The organism is Natrinema gari JCM 14663, from assembly GCF_000337175.1.
GTDB lineage: Archaea > Halobacteriota > Halobacteria > Halobacteriales > Natrialbaceae > Natrinema > Natrinema gari.
Genome location: NZ_AOIJ01000079.1, coordinates 15,049 through 38,461 on the forward strand (window position 1 = coordinate 15,049; position 23,413 = coordinate 38,461).

18 protein-coding genes and 1 pseudogene are annotated in these 23,413 nt (G+C 65.3%); 10 read left to right on the forward strand and 9 right to left on the reverse strand.

Annotation, left to right across the window (positions count from 1 at the left end; all coding sequences use genetic code 11):
* Positions 1-237 precede the first annotated feature (237 nt).
* From C486_RS16795 to C486_RS16820, 6 genes are all read left to right on the forward strand, one after another.
* Complete coding sequence (locus C486_RS16795; RefSeq protein ID WP_008458267.1) at positions 238-1,701, forward strand: extracellular solute-binding protein; 1,464 nt, start codon at positions 238-240, stop codon at positions 1,699-1,701.
* Positions 1,691-2,734: a carbohydrate ABC transporter permease gene (locus C486_RS16800; RefSeq protein ID WP_008458269.1), complete on the forward strand. Its 1,044-nt coding sequence runs from the start codon at positions 1,691-1,693 to the stop codon at positions 2,732-2,734. Before C486_RS16795 ends, C486_RS16800 begins: the two co-directional genes overlap by 11 nt.
* On the forward strand, positions 2,734-3,768 hold the full coding sequence (locus C486_RS16805) for a carbohydrate ABC transporter permease (protein ID WP_008458270.1): 1,035 nt from the start codon (positions 2,734-2,736) through the stop codon (positions 3,766-3,768). Before C486_RS16800 ends, C486_RS16805 begins: the two co-directional genes overlap by 1 nt.
* A 4-nt stretch (positions 3,769-3,772) precedes the next feature.
* Positions 3,773-4,960 carry an ABC transporter ATP-binding protein gene (locus C486_RS16810; RefSeq protein WP_008458273.1) on the forward strand — a complete coding sequence of 396 codons (1,188 nt, stop codon included), beginning with the start codon at positions 3,773-3,775 and terminating at the stop codon, positions 4,958-4,960.
* Between the two features lie 58 nt (positions 4,961-5,018).
* Positions 5,019-6,191: a Gfo/Idh/MocA family protein gene (locus C486_RS16815; protein ID WP_275039796.1), complete on the forward strand. Its 1,173-nt coding sequence runs from the start codon at positions 5,019-5,021 to the stop codon at positions 6,189-6,191.
* A gap of 76 nt (positions 6,192-6,267) precedes the next feature.
* The gene (locus C486_RS16820; protein WP_008458276.1) at positions 6,268-7,233 is read left to right on the forward strand and encodes a sugar phosphate isomerase/epimerase family protein; all 966 of its coding nucleotides are present in this window, start codon (positions 6,268-6,270) and stop codon (positions 7,231-7,233) included.
* 20 nt (positions 7,234-7,253) lie between these two features.
* On the opposite strand, the gene C486_RS16825 is transcribed toward C486_RS16820, so the two are convergent.
* Positions 7,254-8,663: a cryptochrome/photolyase family protein gene (locus C486_RS16825; protein WP_008458278.1), complete on the reverse strand. Its 1,410-nt coding sequence runs from the start codon at positions 8,661-8,663 to the stop codon at positions 7,254-7,256.
* A 314-nt stretch (positions 8,664-8,977) separates the two neighbouring features.
* On the opposite strand from C486_RS16825, the gene C486_RS16830 reads away from it, so the two are divergent.
* Entirely contained in the window at positions 8,978-10,138 is a 1,161-nt protein-coding gene (locus tag C486_RS16830) for a tubulin/FtsZ family protein (protein ID WP_008458280.1), read from the forward strand.
* A 377-nt stretch (positions 10,139-10,515) separates the two neighbouring features.
* Here C486_RS16830 and C486_RS16840 read toward each other — a convergent pair whose 3' ends face one another.
* The 3 genes from C486_RS16840 to C486_RS16850 all read right to left on the reverse strand — a co-directional run bounded on the left by C486_RS16840 (position 10,516) and on the right by C486_RS16850 (position 14,098).
* On the reverse strand, positions 10,516-11,217 hold the full coding sequence (locus tag C486_RS16840; RefSeq protein ID WP_008458283.1) for a 6-hydroxymethylpterin diphosphokinase MptE-like protein: 702 nt from the start codon (positions 11,215-11,217) through the stop codon (positions 10,516-10,518).
* Between the two features lie 260 nt (positions 11,218-11,477).
* Positions 11,478-12,671, reverse strand: coding sequence for a dihydropteroate synthase (gene folP, locus C486_RS16845; RefSeq protein ID WP_008458286.1), 1,194 nt, complete (start codon positions 12,669-12,671; stop codon positions 11,478-11,480).
* Positions 12,672-12,868: 197 nt separating this feature from the next.
* Complete coding sequence (locus C486_RS16850; RefSeq protein ID WP_008458288.1) at positions 12,869-14,098, reverse strand: Cdc6/Cdc18 family protein; 1,230 nt, start codon at positions 14,096-14,098, stop codon at positions 12,869-12,871.
* An 893-nt stretch (positions 14,099-14,991) separates the two neighbouring features.
* Here C486_RS16850 and C486_RS16855 point away from each other — a divergent pair.
* Together C486_RS16855 and C486_RS16860 are read left to right on the forward strand one after the other, a co-directional pair.
* Positions 14,992-15,753: an RNA methyltransferase gene (locus tag C486_RS16855; RefSeq protein WP_008458292.1), complete on the forward strand. Its 762-nt coding sequence runs from the start codon at positions 14,992-14,994 to the stop codon at positions 15,751-15,753.
* Positions 15,754-15,862: 109 nt separating this feature from the next.
* Positions 15,863-16,918 (forward strand): hypothetical protein, encoded by a 1,056-nt coding sequence (locus C486_RS16860; protein WP_008458294.1) that lies wholly within the window; start codon positions 15,863-15,865, stop codon positions 16,916-16,918.
* Between the two features lie 119 nt (positions 16,919-17,037).
* Here C486_RS16860 and C486_RS16865 read toward each other — a convergent pair whose 3' ends face one another.
* The gene (locus C486_RS16865; protein WP_008458295.1) at positions 17,038-17,694 is read right to left on the reverse strand and encodes an HTH domain-containing protein; all 657 of its coding nucleotides are present in this window, start codon (positions 17,692-17,694) and stop codon (positions 17,038-17,040) included.
* Positions 17,695-17,814: 120 nt separating this feature from the next.
* Entirely contained in the window at positions 17,815-18,762 is a 948-nt protein-coding gene (locus C486_RS16870; RefSeq protein WP_008458297.1) for a DMT family transporter, read from the reverse strand.
* A 180-nt stretch (positions 18,763-18,942) separates the two neighbouring features.
* Here C486_RS16870 and C486_RS16875 point away from each other — a divergent pair, with 180 nt between their 5' ends.
* On the forward strand, positions 18,943-19,425 hold the full coding sequence (locus tag C486_RS16875; RefSeq protein WP_008458298.1) for an Lrp/AsnC family transcriptional regulator: 483 nt from the start codon (positions 18,943-18,945) through the stop codon (positions 19,423-19,425).
* Between the two features lie 33 nt (positions 19,426-19,458).
* On the opposite strand, the gene gatE is transcribed toward C486_RS16875, so the two are convergent.
* The 3 genes and pseudogenes from gatE to C486_RS16890 all read right to left on the reverse strand — a co-directional run.
* Positions 19,459-21,327: a Glu-tRNA(Gln) amidotransferase subunit GatE gene (gene gatE / locus C486_RS16880; protein WP_008458301.1), complete on the reverse strand. Its 1,869-nt coding sequence runs from the start codon at positions 21,325-21,327 to the stop codon at positions 19,459-19,461.
* Positions 21,328-21,470: 143 nt separating this feature from the next.
* Positions 21,471-21,926: a cupredoxin domain-containing protein gene (locus C486_RS16885; RefSeq protein WP_008458303.1), complete on the reverse strand. Its 456-nt coding sequence runs from the start codon at positions 21,924-21,926 to the stop codon at positions 21,471-21,473.
* Between the two features lie 249 nt (positions 21,927-22,175).
* Positions 22,176-23,393, reverse strand: a pseudogene (locus C486_RS16890) (ATP-binding cassette domain-containing protein); the annotation flags it as partial.
* Positions 23,394-23,413 lie beyond the last annotated feature (20 nt).

The window sequence follows — 23,413 nt, forward strand, 5'->3', positions numbered from 1 at the left end:
TGTGCCGTGCGCCGTACGGCGAGCAGCCACGTAGCCCATCGGCCGGCAGCTGCCGACCGCTGTCGACCAATCGGTGATTAGCGTTCTCGAGGCGAGTCCGCCCGGCAGCGGGCCGACGCCCGTTCCGTGGGCGCTCGACGAGCGGAAGCCGTAACCGAAACGAGATCCGAACACTCAGCCCTTATTACAGCATTTATAGCTAACAATTAAGATGGAGAACGTGGTCCGTTGCTTCTCATGGGTCGCGATACCACCGGACAGTGTGACCGTGCCCGTCTGAGACGGCGGTCGTTCCTGGCGGCTGCATCGGCATCGACGGCGGGAGCGGTCGCCGTCACCGGCTGTCTCGGTCGGGGTCGCAGCCCGAACACCGTCGTGATGACCGCCGACTCGGGTGTCGCGGGGATCATCCACAGCGGCGACGACCCCTCGGTTCAGCAGGCGCTCTGGGATGCTGGTCTCGACGAGGACATCCGGATCGAGATCCAGACCGTCGTCAGCGACTCCGCGTCGCGGATGCAGACGGCTCAGTCGGCGCTCGAAGCGGGTCGTGCTCCGCCCGATATCCACATGATGGACAGCGGCTGGACGATTCCGTTCGTCCTTCGAAACCAGACGGTCAACCTGACCGACGAGCTCTCGGACGGCGTGCTCGAGCGCGTGAACACGCAGTACCTCGATGCGATCCTCGAAACGGCGCGCCATCCTGCAACCGGAGAGCTCCATGCCCTGCCGTTCTTTCCGGATCTGGGGTTCACGCTGTACCGCGAGGATCTGATCGAAGACGCCGGCTACGACACCAGCAACTGGCCCTCGGAGCCACCGTCTTGGGAGGAGTTCTCGGCGGCGGTCCGCGATGCCCGCGACCAGGCCGCCCTCAACTACGGGTTCACGACGCAGGCGGCCGCCTACGAGGGATTGTCCTGCTGTACGTTCAACGAAGTGATGACGTCCTGGGGCGGGGCGTACTTCGGTGGCGTGAACAACCTCTTCACCGCGGGCGACCGGCCGATCACCGTCGACGAGGAGCGGTGCATCGACGCGATCCGGATGATGCGCTCGTTCATCGAGGGTGAGGAGGAAAACACCATGGATGGTTACGCCCAGATCTGTCCGTCGGCGATCGTCCAGTGGACCGAACAGCAGTCGCTCAACCCGTTTGCCGGCGGCGAGGCCGTCTCGAACCGCAACTGGTCGTACGCGATCGCAGAGACAGGGACCGAAGACGCATTCGGCGAGAACCTCGGGGTCATGACGCGACCGTACGCGGTCTCCCAGCAGGAAGCCGCGTACGATGGCACCGGCGGCACCATCGCGGCACTAGGTGGCTGGAACCTCGCCGTGAGTCCGTTTTCCGAGCGGCAAGAGCAAGCGCTGCAGGTCCTCGAGGCGTTCGCCACCGAGGACGTCATGCTCACGGTCTTCGAAGTCGGGGGCTACTTGCCGCCGAACCTCGATCTGGTCGCGGAAGCGAGTCCGGATGAGGTCGGGCCCGTCGCTCGCTACGGCGACGTGGTCCAGCAGGCCAGCGAGAACGCGGTCCCACGACCGGCGACCGACCTCTGGCCGGAACAGTCAGCGCTGATCTATCAATCCGTCAACGCGGCGTATCGTGGCAAGCAATCCCCCGAAGTGGCGATGAACGACCTCGCAGACGAACTCGAGCAGAGCGAAGCGGAGGTGGAGACAAATGGCAACTGACACCGACAGTGACGGGGTGCTCGGCGGCGAATCCGGACGGGAACAAGACCGTGACCGGACCGGTACCGCCGTCGTCAACTGGATGGAGGGGCTGAGCGAGGCGGCATACGCGTACCTGTTATTACTGCCGGCGTTCGCATTGCTGACGCTGATCGCGTTCTACCCGATGCTCCGGACGTTCGTCATCTCGCTTCGCGCCAACGAAACGCGAGGACTCGACCCGCTTGGCGGCTTCGTCGGTATCGAGAACTACGTCGACATCCTCACCGGGAACGCGCGACTGGCCCGGCAGTTCCTCGATGTCGGACTGACCTCGTCGTTTCCGTTTATCGAACTCGGGACCCCGTTCTTCCAGCAGGCACTGTTCGTCACGCTCGCCTTTGCAGTCATCAGCGTCATCTTCGAGACGGTGATCGGGTTCGGCCAGGCGTACGTGCTCGACCAGGAGTTTACGGGCCGTCGCTGGGTCCGCGTGGCGATCATTCTCCCGTGGGCGGTGCCGATCGTCATTCAGGGGATGATCTTCTTCCTGCTGTTCCAGCCGACGGTCGGGTTCGGCTCCGACCTCATGCAGAGCATCGGTATCTTCAGCGGGACGCCACTGGCCAACAGCCGGGACGCGTTCATCATCATCCTCGTGGCGGACATCTGGAAGTCGTCGGCGTTCATGGCCCTGCTGATCCTCGCGGGACTCCAGAGCGTCGACCGGAGCCTCTACGATGTCGCCCGCGTGGCCGGGGCCTCGCCATGGCAGCGATTCAAGATGATTACGCTGCCGCTCGTGATGCCGGCACTGCTGGTCGCGATGCTGTTCCGAACCATGGACGCGATGCGCGTCTTCGGGCTGATCGAGTCGACTGCCGGCTGTACGACCGTTCCCTCGCTGAGTTGTCTCGTCGTCGAAGCGATGTTCGGCGGGACTCGCATCTACGCGACGGCCGCCGCCGTGGCCTTCGCCACGGCACTCGCGATCGGCCTGATCATCGGCGGCTACGTGCTCCTCTTCCGTGACACCGAAGGAGGGATGTACTGATGTCCGATTCCACTGATCCGAACGACACCGGAGGCATCGACACCGCCGGCGGCGGACCGCCGAGAGACCCGACCCTCCGCCGACCCGACGGCGGCACGACGGCCCTCGAGGACGACCGCGACGCCGAACTCGATCGCGGCCCGTTCCAGCGGTGGGTGGCGAACTCCATCTCCCACCCCGAGCGGGTGTACCGGGCGATGTTCTACGTCGCAGCGATCTTCTTCCTCGTGACGACGCTGTTCCCGTTCTACTGGCTGCTCATGGTGGCCCTGACGCCGGAAGGACAGCTTCAGGACATCGTCGTCACGCCCAACGGCTTCAATCCGGGCGCGTTCATCGAGGTCTTCGAGGTCATCCCCTTCCACGTCTACATGTTCAACAGCTTCGTGATCGCGCTCGCCTCGACAGTCGTCGTCCTCGTCATCGCCAGCCTCGCCGGCTACGCCTTCGGCCGCCTCGAGTTCCCCGGCCGAACGCCGCTCATGCTGCTGGTGTTGATCATTTCGTTCTTCCCGCCGGCCGCGTTCTTCATCCCGCTGAACGACCTCTTCAACACCTCGTTCGTGTTCCTCGAACCGATCACCGGCGACGGCACGCTCTACAACACGCCGTTTGCCCTCGTGACCCCGCTGTCGGCGATCTTCATGCCGCTCGCGATCTTCATTCTCACGACGTTCTACGGACAGATCCCGGACGGCCTGGAGGACGCGGCTCGCGTCGAGGGGACGACTCGCCTCGGCGCGCTGTTCCGGGTCATCATCCCGCTGTCGGCACCGGGCGTCGCCACGGCCGGCGTGTTGACCTTCATCGCCGTCTACAACGAGTTCTTCTTCTCGTTCCTGATGACGGATGGCCAGCCCGACAACTGGGCACCGATCCTCGACGGAATCCTCGCTTATCAGGGACAGTACGAGGTGTTGTACAATCTCATGGCCGCCGCGAGCATCCTCGGGGTGATCCCCGTCGCGATCCTCGTGGTGATCGCACAGGAAAAGATCGTCAGCGGGCTGACTGCAGGCGCACTCAAAGAGTAAGACAATGGCACGAGTCCGACTCGAGAACGTTACGAAACGGTACGGAGACGAAACGGCGGTCGACGATATCAGCCTCGAAGTGCAAGACGGCGAGTTCGTTACCTTCGTCGGCCCCTCGGGCTGTGGGAAGTCGACGACGATGGAGACGGTCGCGGGGTTGACCCAGCCGACAGCGGGACGGGTCTCCATCGGCGACGACGACGTTACCGATCTCGCCCCGAAGGACCGGGGCGTCGCGATGGTCTTCCAAAACATCGCGCTGTTCCCGCACATGGACGTCTACGAGAACATCTCCTTCGGGCTGCGGCTACGGAAGTACGACGACGAGGAGGTCCGGCGGCGCGTCGAGGAGGCCGCCGATATCGTCCAACTCGAGGGCATGCTCGATCGGATGCCGGCGGAGATGTCCGGCGGCCAGCAACAGCGGGTCGGGATCGCCCGCGCGATCGTTCGCAACCCCGACGTGTTCCTGATGGACGAGCCGCTGGCCAATTTGGACGCAAAGCTGCGCGTCCATATGCGGACCGAACTCCAGCGGCTCCATCGGGAGTTGGATGCGACGGTGATCTACGTCACCCACGACCAGGCCGAGGCGATGACGATGTCAAATCGGATCGCCGTGCTGAACGACGGCCGGCTCCAGCAGATCGGCCCGCCGCTTACCTGTTACAACGAACCCACGAACCTGTTCGTCGCCGGCTTCATCGGCTCGCCGTCGATGAACTTCGTCGAGGGGACGCTCGTCGAGGGCGGCCTCGAGACGAACAACTTCACCGTCGCCCTCGATCCGTCTCAGCTGCCGGACGTAGGGGTCGGCGACGCCGTCACGCTCGGGATCAGACCGGAAGACGTCCATCTGTCGTCGTACGCGGAGTCGCTCGCATCGCCGACCGACCGGATCGACGCCCGAACCGACGTCTTGGAACCGATGGGCGATGAGGTCTTCGTCTACCTGCTGCTCTCCGAGGCCGCCACGGGCTCGATGGAACAAGACCCCGCAGCGTCACCGAACCAGTTGCTGATGAGCGTCACGCCCGACACGGACATCGAGGCGGACCAGGACGTCGATGTCGTTCTGGACCGGTCGAAGATCCATCTCTTCGAAACCGCAACCGGCGACGCGCTGGTTCACGGTATCACCGACCTCCCCGAACGAGAGCCCGGGACGACGCCGACCGAAGCCGACAGCTGACCGCCCGTCGCGCCGGGAGTGCTCTCGAGCGAGGTCCCCATTGCGGACCGCTCGGCGTGTGGCGACGGACGGAAGTTCCTCGAGCCGAAGTATTCTATATAGCGGATATGGGTGTATATGTCCGACAGAAGACGAACGCTGGCAGTGCCAGAACACCAGGGAAATGATAGAAGATCGATCGGAACTCGAAACCGGGATCGTCGGCCTCGGCAATATCGGCCAGTATCACGCCGAGCGACTCGTCGACCTCGGCGTGACGCTCGCTGGGGGGATGGATATCGCTCCCGAAGCGCGAACGCGTTTTGCACGACGGTACGACGCCGACGTCTACGACGACCACCACGAACTGTACGACAGCATCGACGCGGTCATCATCACGACGCCGAACAAGTACCACGAGAAGTACGCCATCGACGCCTTCGAACGGAACCTCCACGTCCTGTTGGAAAAGCCCCTCGGCCACTCGACGGAAAGCGCCGAACGAATCGCCACCGCGGCAGCAGCGTCGGACGGCTACGCGATGGTGGGGTTCAACAACCGCTTTGCGAACACGGTCCAAATCGTGAAAAACCGGATCGATCGGGGCGAACTCGGCGACGTGTCCCACATCGAAGCGAACTACGTCCGACGGCGCGGCATCCCGGGCCGGGGCTCGTGGTTCACCCAGCGGCGGATCGCCGGTGGCGGCGCGCTGATCGATCTCGGCGTTCACGCGATTGATCTCGCACTCTACCTGCTCGGCTATCCCGCGGTCGAGGAAGTAAGCGGTATCGCCCGCAGCGAGTTCGGCTCCCGCGAGGAGTACGCCTACCTCGACATGTGGGCCGACGACGCGGGTCCTGACGGGTTCGACGTCGACGATTCCGCTAGCGCCTTCATCCGCTGTGCGGGAAATCGAACGATTTCGCTCGAGGTCGCGTGGGCGACCAACCGGCCGGCGACCCACGAATTCGTCGCCCGCGGGACTGAATCCGCGGCCCGCTTCGACCTCCTCGACGGTGACCTCACGTTCCATTCGGCGAGCAAGGTCGGGCCGGACCATCTCGAGGACACGACCATCGAGACGCGCCAGAACGATACCCACTCCGACGAACAGCGGGAGTTCTTCGATCGGATCGTCAGCGAGGGCACGCGCGGAAACAGTATCGAAGAGGCCCTCACGGTCCAGCGAGTCATCAACGGCATCTATCGCTCGAGCGACGCCGGCCACACGGTTCCGATCGAGGAGTGAACCGCGGGCGACCGGTCGACACCACCGAGTGCCTGCCAGCCTTCGTTTTATCGTTCCGGCCGTGCTGGCACGCCTCATGGAGATCGGCGTGCATACCCCACCACTGGCCGACGAACCACTCGAGAGCGCGCTGCCCTATCTCGACGGACTCGGCGTCGGGGCGATCGAACCGGGCGTCGGCGGGCATCCGGGCCAGGACCACCTCGAGCGGGCCGCATACCTCGACGACGAGAGCGAACAGGCGGAGCTCCGCAGTCTGCTCGCGGAGTACGATATGCGGATCAGCGCGCTCGCGACTCACAACAACCCCCTCCATCCCGACGAGCAGCGGGCCGAGAAAGCCGACACCGAACTCCGCGAGGCGATCCGACTGGCCGCCCAACTCGAGGTCGGGACCGTCACCTGCTTCTCGGGACTCCCGGCCGGCGGGCCGAACGACGAGGTGCCAAACTGGATCACGGCCCCGTGGCCGCCCGAACACGCCGACGCGCTCGAGTACCAGTGGGAGCGGGCCGTCGACTACTGGGGTGAGATCGCGGCCCTGGCCGCCGATCACGAGGTCGATATCGCGATCGAGATGCATCCGAACATGCTGGTCTACGAGCCCCATGGACTGGCGCGGCTGCGCGAGGCGACCGGCGAGCGGATCGGCGCGAACGTCGACCCCTCGCATCTCTACTGGCAGGGGATCACGATCACCGACGCGATCCGCTATCTGGGCGAGCGCGACGCGATCCACCACGTCCACGCCAAGGATACCAAGATCTACGACGCACAGGCCCGCGAAAAGGGAGTGCTAGACACGACCGCCTACGACGACGAGCCCAACCGCTCGTGGCTCTTCCGATCGGTCGGGTACGGCCACGACGAAATCCACTGGAAGGACATCGTCTCGACGCTCCGGCTGGTCGACTACGACGGCGCGCTGAGCATCGAACACGAGGACTCCCTGACCAGTTCGCGGGAAGGGCTCGAGAAGGCGATCGACCTCCTCGAGCGGGCGATCTTCGAGACCCAGCCCGGAGACGCCTACTGGGCGTAGGTCGATCTCGGCGGCGCGACCTACTCCGACGCCTCGCCGCGCGCCCGTTCGAAGAGGGCGATGGCTCGGTCCCGACGCTCGGCGTGGTCGACGATCGGTCCCGGATAGTCGGGGGCGATCCGCTCGCGCTCGGGCGGCTCGAGGTCGTGCCAGCCGTGGATTTCCTCGGCGGTCGCGTCCGCGAGTTCGGGGACGTACTCGCGGATGTACTCGGCGTCGGGATCGTACTCGCGGCCCTGTTTCATCGGGTTGAACACCCGGAAGTACGGCTGGGCGTCGGTCCCGGTTGAGCCCGCCCACTGCCACCCCCCGACGTCGTTTGCGGTGTCGTGGTCCGCCAGTTTCTCCCGGAACCAGGCGTACCCCGCGCGCCAGTCGGTCAAGAGGTCCTTCGTCAGGAAGGAGGCAACGAGCATCCGCACGCGGTTGTGCATCCACCCGTCCGCGCGGAGTTGGCGCATCCCCGCGTCGACGATCGGATACCCCGTCGTGCCGGCTTTCCAGGCCTCGAGCGCGTCGGGATCGTCGTGCCAGTCGATCTCGTTGTCGTAGCCGCTGAAATCCTCGGTGACCGTGTTCGGATTGAACGCGAGGACGTGGGCGTAGAACTCCCGCCAGGCGAGTTGACGCTGGAACTCGCGGACGCTCTCGCGGTCCCCGTCGCTCGCGGCTCGTTCGGCGGCCCGCTCGGTGGCGGCGTACAGTTCCCGTGGCCCGATCGTTCCCCACTTGAGGTGGGGCGAGAGTCGGGAGGTCCCGCTTTCGGCGGGATAGTCGCGCAGCGCGGCGTACTCGTAGATCGGGCCCGAACAGAAGTCGGCCACCCGCTCCCGGGCCGCCGCCGTCGTCACCGTCGGCGGCGTCGCCTCGGGGTCATCGAAGCCGACCTCGTCAAGCGACGGGATCGGGTCACCCGAGACGGCCGCGAGGTCGCTCGCCTCGGGTTCGTCGGCCGGTGGTCGCTTGTCGCGGTCGCGCCACTTCTTCCAGAAGTACGAAAAGACCGAGTAGTGGTCGCCCTGATTCGGCGTAATCGATCCCGGTTCGTGGTGGATCGCATCGTGGACCGACTCGGCCGCGATACCCTCGTCCGTGAGTGCCGTCCGGACGGCCTGATCGCGTTTCCGGGCGAGTCCGCTGTAGTCCTCGTTCCAGACGACCGTCGCGGCGTCGTGTGCCGTCGCGACCCGGGGCACGGCCGTGCTCGCCTCGCCTCGCACCACGAGCAAGTCACTCCCGTGTGCTCTGTACCACGACCGAAGGCTCTCGAGGGCCTCGAGCAGACATGCGACCCGGATCGGCGAGGCGTGTTCGAGGACGGACGGGTCGAGCACGAACAGCGGGACGACCGGCTCGTCGGTCGAGGCGGCGCGTGCGAGTCCGCGATTGTCACCCGGGCGGAGATCCCGCCGGTGCCAGTGTACGATCATACCCGGATCTGACGGGCGGAGAACGGAAAACGTGGGGGTATCGACGCGCCACGACTGACGACTCGCTCGAGGTGTGACCGCACCGCCATGTCGTCGATGACTCGGCCGATGCGGAAGGTGCTAGCACTCGGTGAGAGTCAGTATTTACAGAGAGTAATGAGTTCGTGAGTATATTTTCTTCGAGTATATGCGGCTCATAACAATGCCTGCGTCCGCGGAACCACGGGGCGTGGAACCCGTTCCGGTCCCGGTCGATCCGTCCGGAGACGCTGCTCGGTCGCGGTCGCGCCGGGGAACGGCCACGTCAGACAGCTATGAAACTCGCACTCATCGGCTTCGGTCAGGCAGGCGGGAAGGTCGTCGACGAGTTCCTCGCGTTCGACGACGCGATCGACGGCGGCTTCGTCGAATCGGCGATCGCGATCAACTCGGCGACGACGGACCTCAAAGGCCTCGACCGCGTCTCCGTGGAGAACCGAGTCCTCATCGGACAGGCACGCGTGAAAGGCCACGGCGTCGGCGCTGACAACGAACTCGGCGCGGAAATCGCCGAGGCGAACATCGACGAACTACAGGGCGCGATCGATCGGATTCCGGTCCACGAAATCGATGCGTTCCTCGTCGTCGCGGGCATGGGTGGCGGCACCGGGAGCGGCGGCGCGCCGGTCCTCGCGAAACACCTCCAGCGGGTCTACACCCAACCCGTCTACGGGCTGGGTATCCTCCCCGGCACGGACGAGGGTGGCATCTACACGCTCAACGCGGCCCGCTCGTTCCGGACGTTCGTCGACCAGGTCGACAACCTGCTGGTCTTCGACAACGACGCCTGGCGCAGCGCCGGCGAGTCCGTTGAAGGCGGCTACGACCGCATCAACCGCGAAATCGTCGAGCGGTTCGGCCTCCTCTTCGCCGCCGGCGAGGTCAGGGAGGGCGATCACGTCGCCGAGAGCGTCGTCGACTCGAGCGAGATCATCAACACGCTCTCGAACAGCGGCGTCTCCACGGTCGGCTACGCCAGCGAGACGGTCGAGATCGACGACGGCCTCCTGTCCTCGCTGACCGACGACGACGAGTTCGACGAAGGAGCGGCGACGAACCGACTGACCAGCCTCGTCCGCAAAGCAACCCTCGGCCGCCTCACGCTCCCCTGCGACGTCGCCAGCGCCGACCGCGGCCTGGTCGTCGCGAGCGGGCCGCCGAGCTACCTCAATCGCAAGGGCGTCGAACGCGGCCGCCAGTGGCTCGAGGACGAGACCGGCAGCATGGAGATCCGCGGCGGGGATTACCCGATCACGGTTCGGGATGAGGTGGGGACGGTCGTCCTGCTGTCGGGCGTGACCGACGTGCCCCGGATCGACCAACTGCAAGAGGTCGCGATCGAGGCGCAGGAGACGACCGCGGACGTGCAGGCGACCGCCGACGAGGACTTCGCGTCGCTGATGGACACCGGCGATGAACTCGACGCGCTGTTTTAACATCCGCGATTAGGACCGAATTACCACGCGACGGAGCGAGCGGCGGTCAGTATATCGAGACAATAACGAACGGTGATATTCTCGACGGGCCGCTCATGAGGGGACAGGAGAACGGGCCCACGATACGATCGAGGCTGCGAAGAGCACTCAAGGCGGCGTTGCGCCCGAGAGGCGACGGAACAGTCATCGAGGAGTGTCGTCGGTGTGGGACGACGCTCGAGTCGACGCTCGCGCACTGTCCGGCCTGTGGCTGTCGCGATACCGCCGAGTATCGGATTCAGTGAGCGGCGGTCGTCCGGTCGCCGAGCCCGAAGTCAGCGGCGTCGGTCACGGCGGGAGTCGGGAGCCGGAGTCGAATCGAGGCCCGACGGGTCTCGTTACGGGATCGGAAGCGCGGTCGTCTCGATGGCGTCCCGGCGGCCGTCGAGCACCGCGAATCGCTCGTCACGGCGCGCCTCGAGCCAGAAGAGGAGGCGCTCGGCCCACTCGAGTTTGCGCGCTTTCGGTGGGTCGACCGCGGGATCGTCGAAGTCCCAGCCGACGAAGACGAGTCGAGCGGCTCCGGCGTGATCGGCGAGAAACGCGGCCCGATCGCCGTCGGTAAAGCCGCCGAAGTTCCGGACCGGGCCCTGCGGTGCGGCCTGTGTCGTCGGCAGAACGTAGTCGTGGTCACAGTTCGGAACGACCGTCCGGATCGAATCGAGATTGTCGCCGTGACCGTGAACCGCGACCGGGACGCCCCGCGCGGTGAGTCGCTCGACGGTCGCCGGATTCTTGTCGAGATCCGTCACCATGCAGTCGGTGGCAATACCGTGGCTCGCGAGCGTTTCGACGGCCGTCGACGCGGCGACGACGACATCGGCCTCGCGTGCTCGCTTGAGGGCCCGGTTGGTCTCGAGGGACGGCCCTGCTCCCGCCACGGCGACGGTCGTTTCGGGGCCGATCGGCAAGTCGGCGGGGTCGAACGACGCCTCGAGAAGGGACGCGAGGCGATCGCGCCCTCGCTCATCGCCGGCGCGATCGTAGCCGAAATCGCGGCAGATCGCCTCGTAGACTGGTTCCCAATCGTCGAACTCCATGTGACCGTTTTCGACGCTCGACCCGTTTGTGTGTTCGGTCTCGGGAGGCCGAGAGCAGGTTCCGATAGCAGCAACGATCACCGAGGCCAAAGTGACAAATAACTGCCAACACTCCGTAGCTGGACCCAGTTCGCACTGGGCAATGTAGCAGCGCAATAATTCCGTGTTATGGGCCGGGGGTCGCCTCCAAAGTACCCCTACCCGGGAGGCTGCCCCGGCGTCCACTCCCTCCTTTCGAAGCATACGTCATAAGCTTTCTCTTAACGCAGCAGCCTTGACAGCTTCTCTCCGAGGGCCGCGATGTCGTCGCTTTTTGTGGCGAGACGACCTGAAACATCGGAAACTGCCGTCGTCGATCCCATAAGAAGGAGCGCGCCGTCGTCCGACGGCTGGACGACCGCACCGTGTTCCGCTGCGATCGCCGTCAGCCGCTCGCTCGCGTCGTCGTCGAGGCCCTCGATCTCGAGCAGTTGGGTCCCCCAGTCGTCCGCGAACGCGGGATCGATCCCGCGCTCTCTGAGCTGGGTCCGAAACGCGCGGGTCGAGTCCACGTCCAGTTGCGAGATGGAGACCCCGTCGACACTGGCGCTTGCACGCTCGGTAAACGCCTTCCCGATCAGCGCCGCGTCCCGCGTTTCGGCCACGTCGTGGGTCCGGATCACGTGTGCGCCGCGCTCGACGGCCATCGAAGTCGCCGCCAGGCTCACCGGTAACCGCTCGTCGGTCGTGCGGTCCGCGAGCTCGCCGAGGAAGTTCTTCCGATTGATCGAGACCAGCATCGGCCGGTCGAGCGCACGGAACTCGCGGAGCCGGCGGAAGACAGCGCGGTCGTCGGCGAGCGTCTGAGCCTCGCTCCACCCGCCGAACGCGGGATCGATGATCGTCTTGTCGGTCAGTCCGTTCTGTTTCAGCGCCTCGTATACTTGCTCGACGTAGTCGGCGTCGGCCGCCCAGTCCGGGGACTTCCGTGCTGCCCAGTCGGTCTCCTCGACGGCACCCGGCCGCTCGAGGTCGGGCGGACTCGCCATCTTGGCGACGGCGGCGTCGTAGTCCGCACAGACGGTCGGCATCTCGGGATCGGCGAACCCACAGATGTCGTTGACCATATCGAACCCCTGCGAAAGGGCCTCGTCGGCCACCTCGGCGTACCGCGTCTCGATCGAGAAGATCGCGTCCCCGGACACGCTCTCGATCGTCTCGAGGGCGACGGACAGCCGCTCGAGTTCCTCCTCGGCCGAGAGCACGTCGAAGCGCTTGTTCGCCGACTCGAGGCCGATATCGACGATGTCGGCCCCCTCGTCGATCAGTTCCTCGTCGACGTAACGGGCCGCCTGTCCGGGGTCGTCGAAGACGCTCGGATCGTACGGCGATTCCTCGCTGACGTTCAACACGCCCATGATTCGGGGCGGATACTCGTCACCGATCCCGAGGCCGGCGGCGTCGACGCTGTCCATACTCGGTCTGTGGAAGCGAGGCAAAAAGGCATCGTGGTTCCGGCGAATCGGGACCGCCTTCCTACGTGACTGCCTGACGGGCGAGCGGGTGCCGAATCGATCCCGAAGACGACCGCGTCGGGCAGTGGGCCGCCGGACCGCCGGTCCTGATCCGGCGGGTCCCATCGATCGTCACGGTCGTCTCATCGGACGGACCGTCACTCCCCGTCCTCGAGGACGGCCAGCCGCGAATCCCGCAGGAGGACCTTCTTGACGATCGAGGGATTCTCGAGCAGACGGTGTTTCGCGTGTGCGCCGCGGCCGCGACCCCGGCCCTCGCGTTCGGACTGGATCACGTTGAGGAAGTTCTGTTCCTGGAGGATCTCCTGGACGCGCCGTTCGGAGAGCACGTCGAAGTCGAGTCGATGTGCGACCTCCTTGTACTGATTGTAGATGATCTTCGTCGGGAACTCCTTTTCCGAACTGTTCTCGGTCAGCAAGGTCAACGAGTAGAGGATCGCCTTCGCCTGCTGGGGCGAGCCCTCGATCAGTTCGTTGAACCGGTCGGCCTCGGTCTTCTCCTTGGCGTCGCGGACGTGATCGGCGGTGACCCGCGTGTCGTTTTGCTTCTTCGCGATCCGACCCGCGTTCCGGAGGATGTCGATCGCCTTTCGCGCGTCGCCGTGTTCCTGGGCGGCCAGTGCGGCGGTCAGCGGAATCACGTCGTCGGAGAGCACCCCGTCGTGAAAGGCGTCGCGCCGTTTCTCGAGGATTTCGACGAGTTGGTTGGCGTCGTACGGCGAGAAAACGAGTTCGTCCCGCGAAAGGCTCGACTTGACGCGTTCGGAGAGGTGATCGGGGAAGTCGATCTTGTTCGAGATGCCGATGATCCCGATACTCGAGTCCGAGATCCGGCGGTTTTCGCCGGCCCGGGAGAGTTTGCGCAGTACTTCGTCGTCCTCGAGCATGTCGATCTCGTCTAAGATGACGATGGTCACGTCGGTACAGTGATCGATGGCCTGCCAGAGGCGCTTGTAGTAGTCGCCGGTACCGAGCCCGCGGTCGGGGACGGTGACCCCGCTCGCGTCGGGTTCGTTGACGATCTGGGCGATCGTCTTGACGATAGAGGCTTCCGTGTTCTGTTCGCCACAGTCGATGAAGGCGTACTTGACCGTGATGTCGTCGTGCTCGGCCTCGGTGATCACGCGCTGGGTGACCGACCGCGAGATGAGCGATTTACCGGTTCCGGTCTTGCCGAAAATAAACAGGTGGTTGGGTTCGCTCCCGAAGATAGCCGGGTTCAGGGCGTCCGCAACCCGTTGCATCTGCTCGTCACGACCGACGATCCGATCCGGACCGGGCAGGTGCGTGATCTCGAGCAGGCGCTCGTCGGCGAAGACCGGATCGTCGTACCGAAAGAGCGGGTCTCGATCGTCGTTGGCGGACATTGCGATATCCGGCCCCTTCCAACTGGATTGAAATAAAGCTATGGAGATCGATCGCGGATGTAAATAACCCGTATGAGTGGTTCGAATCGGGGGATAACAGCGGTATATCGGAACTGCTGTTCCAGGGCCACCCTCGCGCTTCTAACCGAAGCGCGACGGGACCGTCGGCGGACACCCCCATCGCGGATGTAAGGCTCGCACGAACGAGTCAGTGTGAGCGCCACTCGATCCGATTCTGGGAATCCGATCGCGTTCTTTTCATGAGGACGGAATGACAGCGAATGCACCGGAGCCGGCCCGAAAAGACCGGAAACGAGCGGGTAGCTGGGTCCAATCGGGGGACACACCCCCCTCGCGTTTGTAACGGCAATAGTGTAGGGGTGGGAGCAGCTGATCCCGGAATACCTGGACCTGGACCCCGTCTTTGGGCCGAATTTACATCCGCGGCGAAGGTGTGTTCTCGAACAGGGACCCCCCACGGAATTCCCGTTACAAACGCGAGGGGGGTGTGTCCCTCTCCCACTGTGTACGATGTCGGACTTACAGTTCAAAAACACGCCCATATGCGAGGGAAAACGCGTCTCCCTCCCTTCCCTGTCACAACTAGTTACTAGACCAGTCCAGTTACTAGACTAGTCAAACGAATCAAGAAAGAGGAGAAAAGAAGAGGAACTCGGATCGTGAGGGGCGCGAACTGCGAGGAACACGGACACTCGAGTGTGCGTGGCGAACCCGACCGAAACGCCGAACGCGTTTCTTTTTGCGTTCCCGGTCAGTACTCCAGGTATGCACACGCTCATCGCGACGACGGGACCATTGGACGCGATCACGTCCCATCGTCTCCGAACCGGTACGGTCACCTATCGTCTCGAGTCCATCGCACCGACGACCCAATGAGTGACAACGCTCCCGAGACCCGAACGGATGTGGATCGGACGCCGCCGGCCGTCGCCGTGGTCGACGCACAGTCACCGGGTAACGTCGGCACGATCGCTCGCGCGATGAAGAACTTCGGTTTCGAGGACCTTCTGCTGGTCGATCCGCCCGAACTGGATCCCGACGGCGAGGCCTACGGCTTCGCGGGACACGCTCGCGAGGACATCCTTCCCGACGCCGACGAGATCACGTTCGACCAACTCGCCGAGACCTACCACACGATCGGCTGTACGGCGGTGACGAACGAAGACGACCGTAGCCACACGCGGTTTCCCTACTCGACGCCGGCGGCGTTGGCCGAACGGTTACCGACGGTCGAGGGACCGACCGCGCTCGTCTTCGGCCGCGAACGCGTTGGCCTGACGAACGAGGAACTCGCCCGCATCGACGAGATCTGCTCGATCCCCGCCAGCGCCGAGTACCCCGTGCTCAATCTCGGGCAGGCTGCCACGGTAACCCTCTACGAACTCCGTTCGCTCACGCTCGAGGAAACGCAGTTGCCCGATCTCGAGCGCGTCCGCGCGCCCGAGCAGACGATCGATCGGCTCTACGACCAGTGGGCGGCGCTGCTCGAGGAGATCAACCACCCGGCGGAGAAACGCGACAAGACGATGCGGATGCTACGTCGGGTGTACGGACGGGCCGACCTGACCGAACGCGAGGCGACCACGTTGGTGGGCCTCCTTCGGCGGGCGACCGACCGGCCGGCCGAGAACTGACCCTCGGGCAGCGGATGTCGCCTCATCGGGCGGAAGGTGTCAAATCGATCAACACAGCCGCTCTCGATGGCCATTACAGTAATACGGTCCCGGTAACCACGACTACTGGATGACCGACTTACGTCGACGGAACGCGTTGCAGTTGCTCGGCGGTGGCATGGCGTTTCTGGCCGGTTGTTCGGAGACATCCGACGGAAACGGTACCGGACCCGACGACGCCGCCTCGACCGATTCGAACGACCAGACCGACACGACTGATTCCATCGAGGGCGACCTCCCATCGTATGCCTCGGTACTCCCGACGACCGATCGCTCGGCGTACTTCTACGGCGCGATCGATGTCGAGACGATGAGTACGCTGCTCGAGGACGAGGGTGCCGAAGCCGGCGCGGAACCGACGGACCCGCTCGTCGGCAACCCGGTCGTCGTCGCACTCCTCTGTTCGTTCGGCCTGCAACAACTGGGGACCTCCGCCGGACGCGATGCGTACACCGAGCACAACGAGACGGCCGACGGCGAGGAGCAGTTCGTCTACGCCGACGGCGTCTACACCCTCGTCGGCTCGTATGATCGCGACGGCCTCGCGACGGCGCTCGAGGCGGCGGGCTACACCGCCGAGAGCGAGGCGGACGCCTACGCCGTCTATACCCACGACGAGAGCGACGAGGTCGTCGGGGTCTCGGCCGGCGTGTACGCGTACTCGTATCCCAACGGCAGCGAGTCCGCGTTCGATCCGGTCGCCGCGGTCGAGCGGACGGTCGCGACGGCGACCGGCGACCGCCCGCCGAAACACGAGGTCGACGACGGCTTCGACCGCCTGCTCCGGGCCGGCGAGAACGGTGGAATCACGAGCTGTCTGTACACCGATGCCGACGAGTTCGACGCGGCGTCGCTCTCGAGCGATCGGGCGACCGACGAGGACAGCCTGCAGTTCGCGTTCGACGCCTTCGAGGGGGCAAACGGCGTCTCCCAGCACCTCGTGGTGACCGACACCGATGCGGCCGCGACCGCAAGCGCTGTCGTCACCTATCGTAGCGAAGACCGCGTCGACGAGGGCCGTCTCGAGTCGGCGCTGGGGACGGAAGCGGAGACCGTCGAGTTCACCACTGTCGGCTCGCGGATCGAAATCGACGCCGAGTACGGTGGGGAGTTCGCCCGCGAGTAACCGCGCCGTCGGTCGCCGACTCGAGCCCGGATGGGTCAGACGGGAAAGACAGTTCCCTGCGCCGAAACGAGCCCGACGGGGCAGGCAGGTCCCCGAACCCGGTCCCCGCCTTCCGGTTGCTACTGCGACTTGACGATCGACGGCTCCTGCTCCCGTGTCCGTCGTGCCGACTCCGACTCGTGGCGGCCGGACTCGGCGACGGTACCGATCCACCCACAGTCGCTACACGCGAATAGCCCTTGGCCGTCGATCAACGACCCGCCGCAGTCGGGGCACGTGTCCCCCGTCGCCGACTCGAGACCCTCGTCCGGATCGGCGAGCGGCGTCGGGAGACCGCCGGTTCGAAGCGTCGCGATCGCCTCGTCGGTGGTGTAGGTGTCCGCGGTCACCTCGTCGGAGTGTGGGAAAACGCCGAGCAGTTCGTCGCCGGCGTAGAGTTCGAGACACAACAGCGGCGTCACGAGTCGCTCCCGGGTCTCGCCGGTCACCTGTGACGTCGTCGTGCGCTTTCGGAACGGCGGCCGGATCGTCACGCCTCGCTCGTCGGCCCACGCCGAGAACCGGTCGTAGCGCTCGAGGACTTCCTGGTGGGGGCTCTCCTCGGACAGTGCGACCTCCTTGGGCCAACTCCGAAGCAACAGGTCGTCGATCGCGCCTTCCGACTCGCAGGCCTGTATCGTCTCGATCTGTTCGTCCACTGGCTCGAGCAGCAACGGCGCTCGGACGTGACACACCACGGTCAGTGCCGGTTGGTCGGGTTCGCTCGTCGAGGTCATCAGTCAGGTGGTCGGGCAACGTGTGTGCTAATAAATGTTTTCGACGGGACGGATATGACCTGCCAGCCCGACCGTTCGTCGCGAGCGGGGAACTGCCGCGATCGCCCGCGACAGGGACGGTCACGGCGTCGTGGTGGCTCCGTCGACGGCCGAGCGAAGCAGGGATCGCAGCGCCTCCCGTTTGATCACGACGAAACCGGCGAGGATCGTCATCAGACCGACGAGCGTGAGCGAATCGACGAGGTATCCCAGCGTGACCCAACTCACGCCCATCGCGACCACCGGCTCGGCGTAGCTGACGAGGATGACCTGCGTCGCTCCGCTTCGCTCGAGCAGGTGGAAGTAGAGGAAGAACGCGAACACGCCGGAGACGAGCGTCAGGTAGGCAAACGAGAGCACCATCCCCGCCGTCAGTTCGATCGCCGCGACCGATTCCCCGCGCAGGAACGCCCAGCCGAGCAACACGCCGGCCCCGATGAGCATCGCCCACGCCTGGAGCGTCTCGATCGGGAGCGCCGAGTCGATCGGACGGACGAGTACGCTTCCGAGTGCGAACGCGATGGCCGACCCGAACACGAGGGTCGCGCCGACCGTGACATCGCTGCCGAGTGCGGCTGACGACGGCTGGACGACGGCGATCACACCCACCAGACCGAGCACGAAGCCCACCACTCCGGCGGGTGCCAGCCGCTCCTCTGGGAGTACCACGCCGGCGAACGCTGCCGTCAGGATCGGTGCCGTGCTGACGATGGTCGCCGCCACCGCACCCGACACGTACAGTTCGCCGAGATACAACAGGCCGTGATAGAGCGCGATGACGAACATGCCGGCGATGGCAACGGCCGCCCATTCGCCCCACCCCGCCGGTCGAACCCGATCGTTCGCCACGGCGGCGTATCCGAAGACGATCGCGCCCGCGATCGCGTACCGAAAGCCGGCGAACAGAAGCGGCGGGACGTACTCGAGTCCGATCTCGATCGCGACGAACGAACTCCCCCAACACAGTGCGAGTATCGAAAAGAGCACCGCTTCGCGGTACCCGTCTGGAATTGAATCGACTAATCTCATATTCCATTCGGAAATCGCGACCGTATTTAGACCCTTCTACAAGCACGCCGATTTTTGAGAACCAAAGACCACACATATGAATGTATTTCGAATCGGGCGCCACTAGATGGGGTATTATTGTAGAAACCTCCAATCACCTCGGTCGGAAAACACATGTCGGTCGGCGTCGAACGTCGTCCTATGGACGAACGCGACGTGCGCCTCCTCAAGGCGATCGCCGAACTCGAGACCGGGAGCCCCGAACGACTCCACGAGGCGACCGACATCCCGATCTCGACGATCCACTATCGGCTCAACAACCTCCGGGACGAGGGCGTCATCGAGAACGACCGCTACGATATCGATCTCGAGGAACTCGGCCTGGGCGTCACCGTGCTGATCGAGGTTCACGCGGACTATCAGGGCTCCTACGAGACGTTCGCGGATCGGCTCCTGACCGTCGAGGGGGTCACGAACGTCTACTTCACGATGGGTGAGACGGACTTCATCGTCGTCGCGCGCCTGAGCGATAGCGGCATGGTCGAACGCCTGATCGCCGAGTTCGAACGACTCGAGGGCGTCGAACGGACCGACTCGACGTTCGTCATCTCGGCGATCGAAGAACGGGACGCGCTGCAGAGCTATAGCCTCGAGACGCTGCTCGAGGAACTCGTCGGCGAGTAACGACCGCGGGAAAACGGGATGCCAGCTAGCGGGCTACGTTCGTTTCTGAATCTCCTCGCGGAGGAGTTCGCTGACGAGGTCGCCGTCGGCCTTCCCGCGGAGCGCACCCATACACTCGCCCATGAGTCCCGAGAAGGCCTGCATCCCCTCTTCTTCGATCTGTCCCGCGTTGCGTTCGACGACCTCGACGACGGCCTCGCGGACCTCGTCCTCCTCGGCTCCGCCGAGTCCGGCTTCCTCGGCCGCTTTTTCGGCCGTCCGGTCCGGATCCTCGGCCAGCGCCGCGAGCAGGTCCGGCACGCCCTCGTTGGGCAGTTCGCCGTCCTCGACCAGCCGGAGGACACCCTCGAGGTGGTCGTGGGTCAGGTTCTCGACGGGCACGTCGTCTCGGCGGACTTCCGTCAGCGTCGATTCCAGCGTCGTTGCGGCCAGCGTCGGATCGATCCCGTCGGCCACGACGTCCTCGAACAGGGGCATGTACTCGCCGAAGGCGACCTGCTCGGCCAGCCCCTCGCTGAGGTCGTACTCCTCCTGATAGCGGTCGACCTTCTCCGTCAGGAGTTCGGGTTCGGGGACGTCGCTCGGGTCGGGTTCGACCGGCGGCACGTCCGTTTCGGGATACATCCGCGCCGCGCCGGGCAGGGGACGGAGATAGCGGGTCGTCCCGTCGTCGTTCGCGCCCCGCGTTTCTTCGGGCACGCCCTCGAGCGCGGTCTCGGCGCGCTCGGCGGCGGCCTCGATGGCGGCCTCGGCCACGCCCGTTTCCGCGGCGACGATCGCGACGGCATCCTCGGGACCGGCACCGACCGCCTCGCGCAGGGCCGTCATCTCGTCCTCCGTGACCCCGTACGCAGGCAGTTCGTCGGTGTGGAAGATCCCGCCCGCGCCGTGGCGCTTCGCATGATCCGAGAGTTCGGTCCCGAGCCGGCGGTCGGGGGCGATCTCCCGGCCGACGATCCCGTCGAAGCCATACAGCGGGACCGCCGTGACGGCCCCATCGGAGTTCAGTGCCCCCGCGATGACGCCGCTGTCGGTGTCCTCGAAGACCTCGGTCACGTCCTGTCCGTCACCGACCGACGCGTCGCGATCCGCGAGTTCGTCCCGGATCTCGACCAGTTCGGCCTGTCGGGCGACCTCGTTGTGGACGATGTCGTCGATATCGTCGAGGCTCTGGACGCCCTTGATCTCGACGCGAGCGCCCTCCTCGATGGAGACGTTGACGTCCTGGCGGATCGTCCCCAGACCGCGTTTGACCTTGCCCGTCGAGCGCAACAGCATGCCGATCCGCTCGGCCGCCTCGAGCGCCTGCTCGGGGCTCGAAATGTCCGGCTGCGTTCCGATCTCGACCAGCGGAATGCCGAGCCGGTCGAGGCTGTAGCGCACCCCGTCGTCGGTCTCCGCGACGCGCTGTGCGCTCTCTTCCTCGAGCATGAGGTCTTCGATACCGACGGTACCCTCATTGGTCTCGATCGCGCCGCCGGTGGCGATCAGCGACGAGCGCTGGAAGCCGGTCGTGTTCGAACCGTCGACGACGATCTTGCGCATGACGTGGGCCTGATCGACCGGCGTCATGTCCATCAGTTGGGCGACCTCGAGTGTCGTCTCGAGGGCCTCCGCGTCGAGTTCGTGGGGCGGTTCGTCGTCCTCCTCGACGAGACAGGTCGTGTCGTAGGCGAGGTACTCGAACTCGCGGTCGACCTTGCTCTCCTCGACGGCGGCGTCGTCGAGTTCGCCCAGTTCGCTCCGGGTCGGGTGGAGGTAGCGCGTGAAGCTGCGTGTCGACTCCTCGGGCTCCCGGCGGTCGGTCGGACACTGACAGAACAGCTTCGTCGCCGTGTCGAGTTGCTGGTGGATCTCCAGCCCGGCGACGAGGCCAAGCGCCTCGTAATCGTAGTCAGTCATTGGCGGCCATTCGGTGGCGGAGGGGTAAAAAACCGTCCAGTCCGCGCCGTCACGGCGGACCAGCCAATACCCGGTCCCGTCGTCTCCCGTCTCGCTCTTCGATTCCTCCTCGGTCTCGGCCCCTGCTCGTCGTGCCCGGTCGATTAGAGGTCGAACCCGCCGCCGAACTCGACGTCACCGCGCATCGACTCGGGATGGAACGCACAGTAATACTCGACGGCGTCCTCGTTCGCCTCGAACGTCACCGACACTGTCTCGCCCGCCGTCTCCGACGAGTCGGATTCTTCGAGTTCCTCCCCGTCGCTGCTCTCGAGGACCAGTTCGTGCTCGGCGCCGTCGGCGTTGATCCAGACGAGCTCGTACGCCTCTCCGTCCTCGAGATCCAGCGTCGGGTTCTCTTCGCCTTCGATCTCCTCGGGTGCGATGCCGTACCAGTGGTCGATTCGGCCAGCGAGGATGATCGGACGCCGATCGGTTTCCGCCTCCTCCTCCTCGTTCCCGTTCTCCTGAGCAGTCACCACGCCCGTTACACCGGTGGCCGCAGCCGTCGCACCGATGAGTTCGAGTGCCGTTCGCCGCGTCCGTTCGGAGCGGGTCATACATCGCGTCGACTCCGACGACGATGAAAAAAGCGTGCTCCCGTTTCTCGAGACAGAGTGTGATTTGACGGGGGAAGCGGGCATTGATTCGCTTCCCGATCAACGAAACGGATACCGGCTCCCGTTGCGAGCCGAGCGGGTTCTGCCCGCTGTACTGGTGTCGATCTCGATCGGACGTCTCGGTCTCGGAACGCGTTTCGATCGCGTAATACCCGCTTGACCACGCTCACCGTCGACAGCCGGCAGTCGTCATTCGTCGGTCGACTCGATCGACGGCGACGGCTGGGACTGTGACCGATTCTTGCCAACCGCTGTGACCGCATCGAGCACGCGACGCCGTGGGACCTCGATCGCACGCTCTCGATAGCTCTCGTACCGGTTTCGGGCGGCACTGCCGGCGAAGTTCCGCTCCTCGAATGGCCGCGTTTCGATCAGGACGAGCGATTCGGCATCGTCGACCACCTCGAGGAGCGCTCGGTTTCCGGGCCCGACCACGAAATCGGCGAGTACCGTCACGCCGGCATCACGAATCAGCGTCTCGGCACCCTCCAGTTCCGCGGGGGAGAGCGTCGCGAACGGCTCGGTCTCGAGGCACTCGATGCCGATCGACCGCGCCGTTTCGGCAGCGGCATCGCCGCTCGAGACCGGACCGAGTGTCACGTCGATTCCCGCGGTGCTCAACCGAGCGACGACGCCGGCAGCGGCGGCTCCACTCCCCACCACGTGGACGCGCTCCGGGTGGGGATCGGCGTGGCGGTCGGCCCTGAAGGCGGTCACCGTTTCGGTTCCCGTCACCGGGTTGGGCATGACGACCGCGTTCGCGTCGAACGACGCCGCGAGGGCATCGCCGGTCAGAACGCTCGCGGGAGGTCCGTCCCGAGCGACCGCGCCGTCGGCGAGCAACACGAGCCGATCGCAGTATCGCGCGGCCAGGTTCAGATCGTGAATCGCCGCGACCACGGTCCGTCCCTCCGCGACCAGGTCGCGGACGAGTTCGAGCGTCTCGATCTGATGATTGACGTCGAGACTCGCCGTCGGTTCGTCGAGCACCATGACCGGCGTTTCCTGAGCGATCGCCTGTGCCAGGACGACACGCTGGCGCTGGCCGCCGCTGACCTCGTCGATCGGCCGATCGGCCAACTCGGCCGTGCGCGTCCGCTCGAGGGCGCGCTCGACCGCGGCGCGATCTTCGGGGTCCGGCGACGAAAACCGCGACCGGTGTGGCTGTCGCCCCATCTCGACGACGTCGCGAACCGGGAAGGAAAACGAGAGCGTCGTGTCCTGGGGGACGACCGAGACGAGGCGGCTCGAGGCCCGCGAGGAGAGGTCGTGAACGTCGATGCCGTCGATCGTGACCGAGCCGGTGTCGGGCGTGAGCGCGCCGCTGATCGCCCGCAACAGCGTGGTCTTCCCGGCCCCGTTGGGTCCGATGATACCGACGAACTCGCCGGGCTCGATCGTGAGGGAGATCCCCTCGAGCACCGAGA

Excerpts from the sequence above, each read along its gene's own strand:
- C486_RS16840 (WP_008458283.1), bottom strand. The coding sequence starts at position 11,217 with ATGGAGTTCGACGATTGGGAACCAGTCTACGAGGCGATCTGCCGCGAT.
- C486_RS16805 (WP_008458270.1), top strand. The coding sequence starts at position 2,734 with ATGTCCGATTCCACTGATCCGAACGACACCGGAGGCATCGACACCGCC.
- C486_RS16795 (WP_008458267.1), top strand. The coding sequence starts at position 238 with ATGGGTCGCGATACCACCGGACAGTGTGACCGTGCCCGTCTGAGACGG.
- C486_RS16855 (WP_008458292.1), top strand. The coding sequence starts at position 14,992 with ATGAGTGACAACGCTCCCGAGACCCGAACGGATGTGGATCGGACGCCG.
- C486_RS16870 (WP_008458297.1), bottom strand. The coding sequence starts at position 18,762 with ATGAGATTAGTCGATTCAATTCCAGACGGGTACCGCGAAGCGGTGCTC.
- gatE (WP_008458301.1), bottom strand. The coding sequence starts at position 21,327 with ATGACTGACTACGATTACGAGGCGCTTGGCCTCGTCGCCGGGCTGGAG.
- folP (WP_008458286.1), bottom strand. The coding sequence starts at position 12,671 with ATGGACAGCGTCGACGCCGCCGGCCTCGGGATCGGTGACGAGTATCCG.
- C486_RS16810 (WP_008458273.1), top strand. The coding sequence starts at position 3,773 with ATGGCACGAGTCCGACTCGAGAACGTTACGAAACGGTACGGAGACGAA.
- C486_RS16850 (WP_008458288.1), bottom strand. The coding sequence starts at position 14,098 with ATGTCCGCCAACGACGATCGAGACCCGCTCTTTCGGTACGACGATCCG.
- C486_RS16825 (WP_008458278.1), bottom strand. The coding sequence starts at position 8,663 with ATGATCGTACACTGGCACCGGCGGGATCTCCGCCCGGGTGACAATCGC.
- C486_RS16830 (WP_008458280.1), top strand. The coding sequence starts at position 8,978 with ATGAAACTCGCACTCATCGGCTTCGGTCAGGCAGGCGGGAAGGTCGTC.
- C486_RS16800 (WP_008458269.1), top strand. The coding sequence starts at position 1,691 with ATGGCAACTGACACCGACAGTGACGGGGTGCTCGGCGGCGAATCCGGA.
- C486_RS16860 (WP_008458294.1), top strand. The coding sequence starts at position 15,863 with ATGACCGACTTACGTCGACGGAACGCGTTGCAGTTGCTCGGCGGTGGC.
- C486_RS16865 (WP_008458295.1), bottom strand. The coding sequence starts at position 17,694 with ATGACCTCGACGAGCGAACCCGACCAACCGGCACTGACCGTGGTGTGT.
- C486_RS16885 (WP_008458303.1), bottom strand. The coding sequence starts at position 21,926 with ATGACCCGCTCCGAACGGACGCGGCGAACGGCACTCGAACTCATCGGT.
- C486_RS16820 (WP_008458276.1), top strand. The coding sequence starts at position 6,268 with ATGGAGATCGGCGTGCATACCCCACCACTGGCCGACGAACCACTCGAG.
- C486_RS16875 (WP_008458298.1), top strand. The coding sequence starts at position 18,943 with ATGGACGAACGCGACGTGCGCCTCCTCAAGGCGATCGCCGAACTCGAG.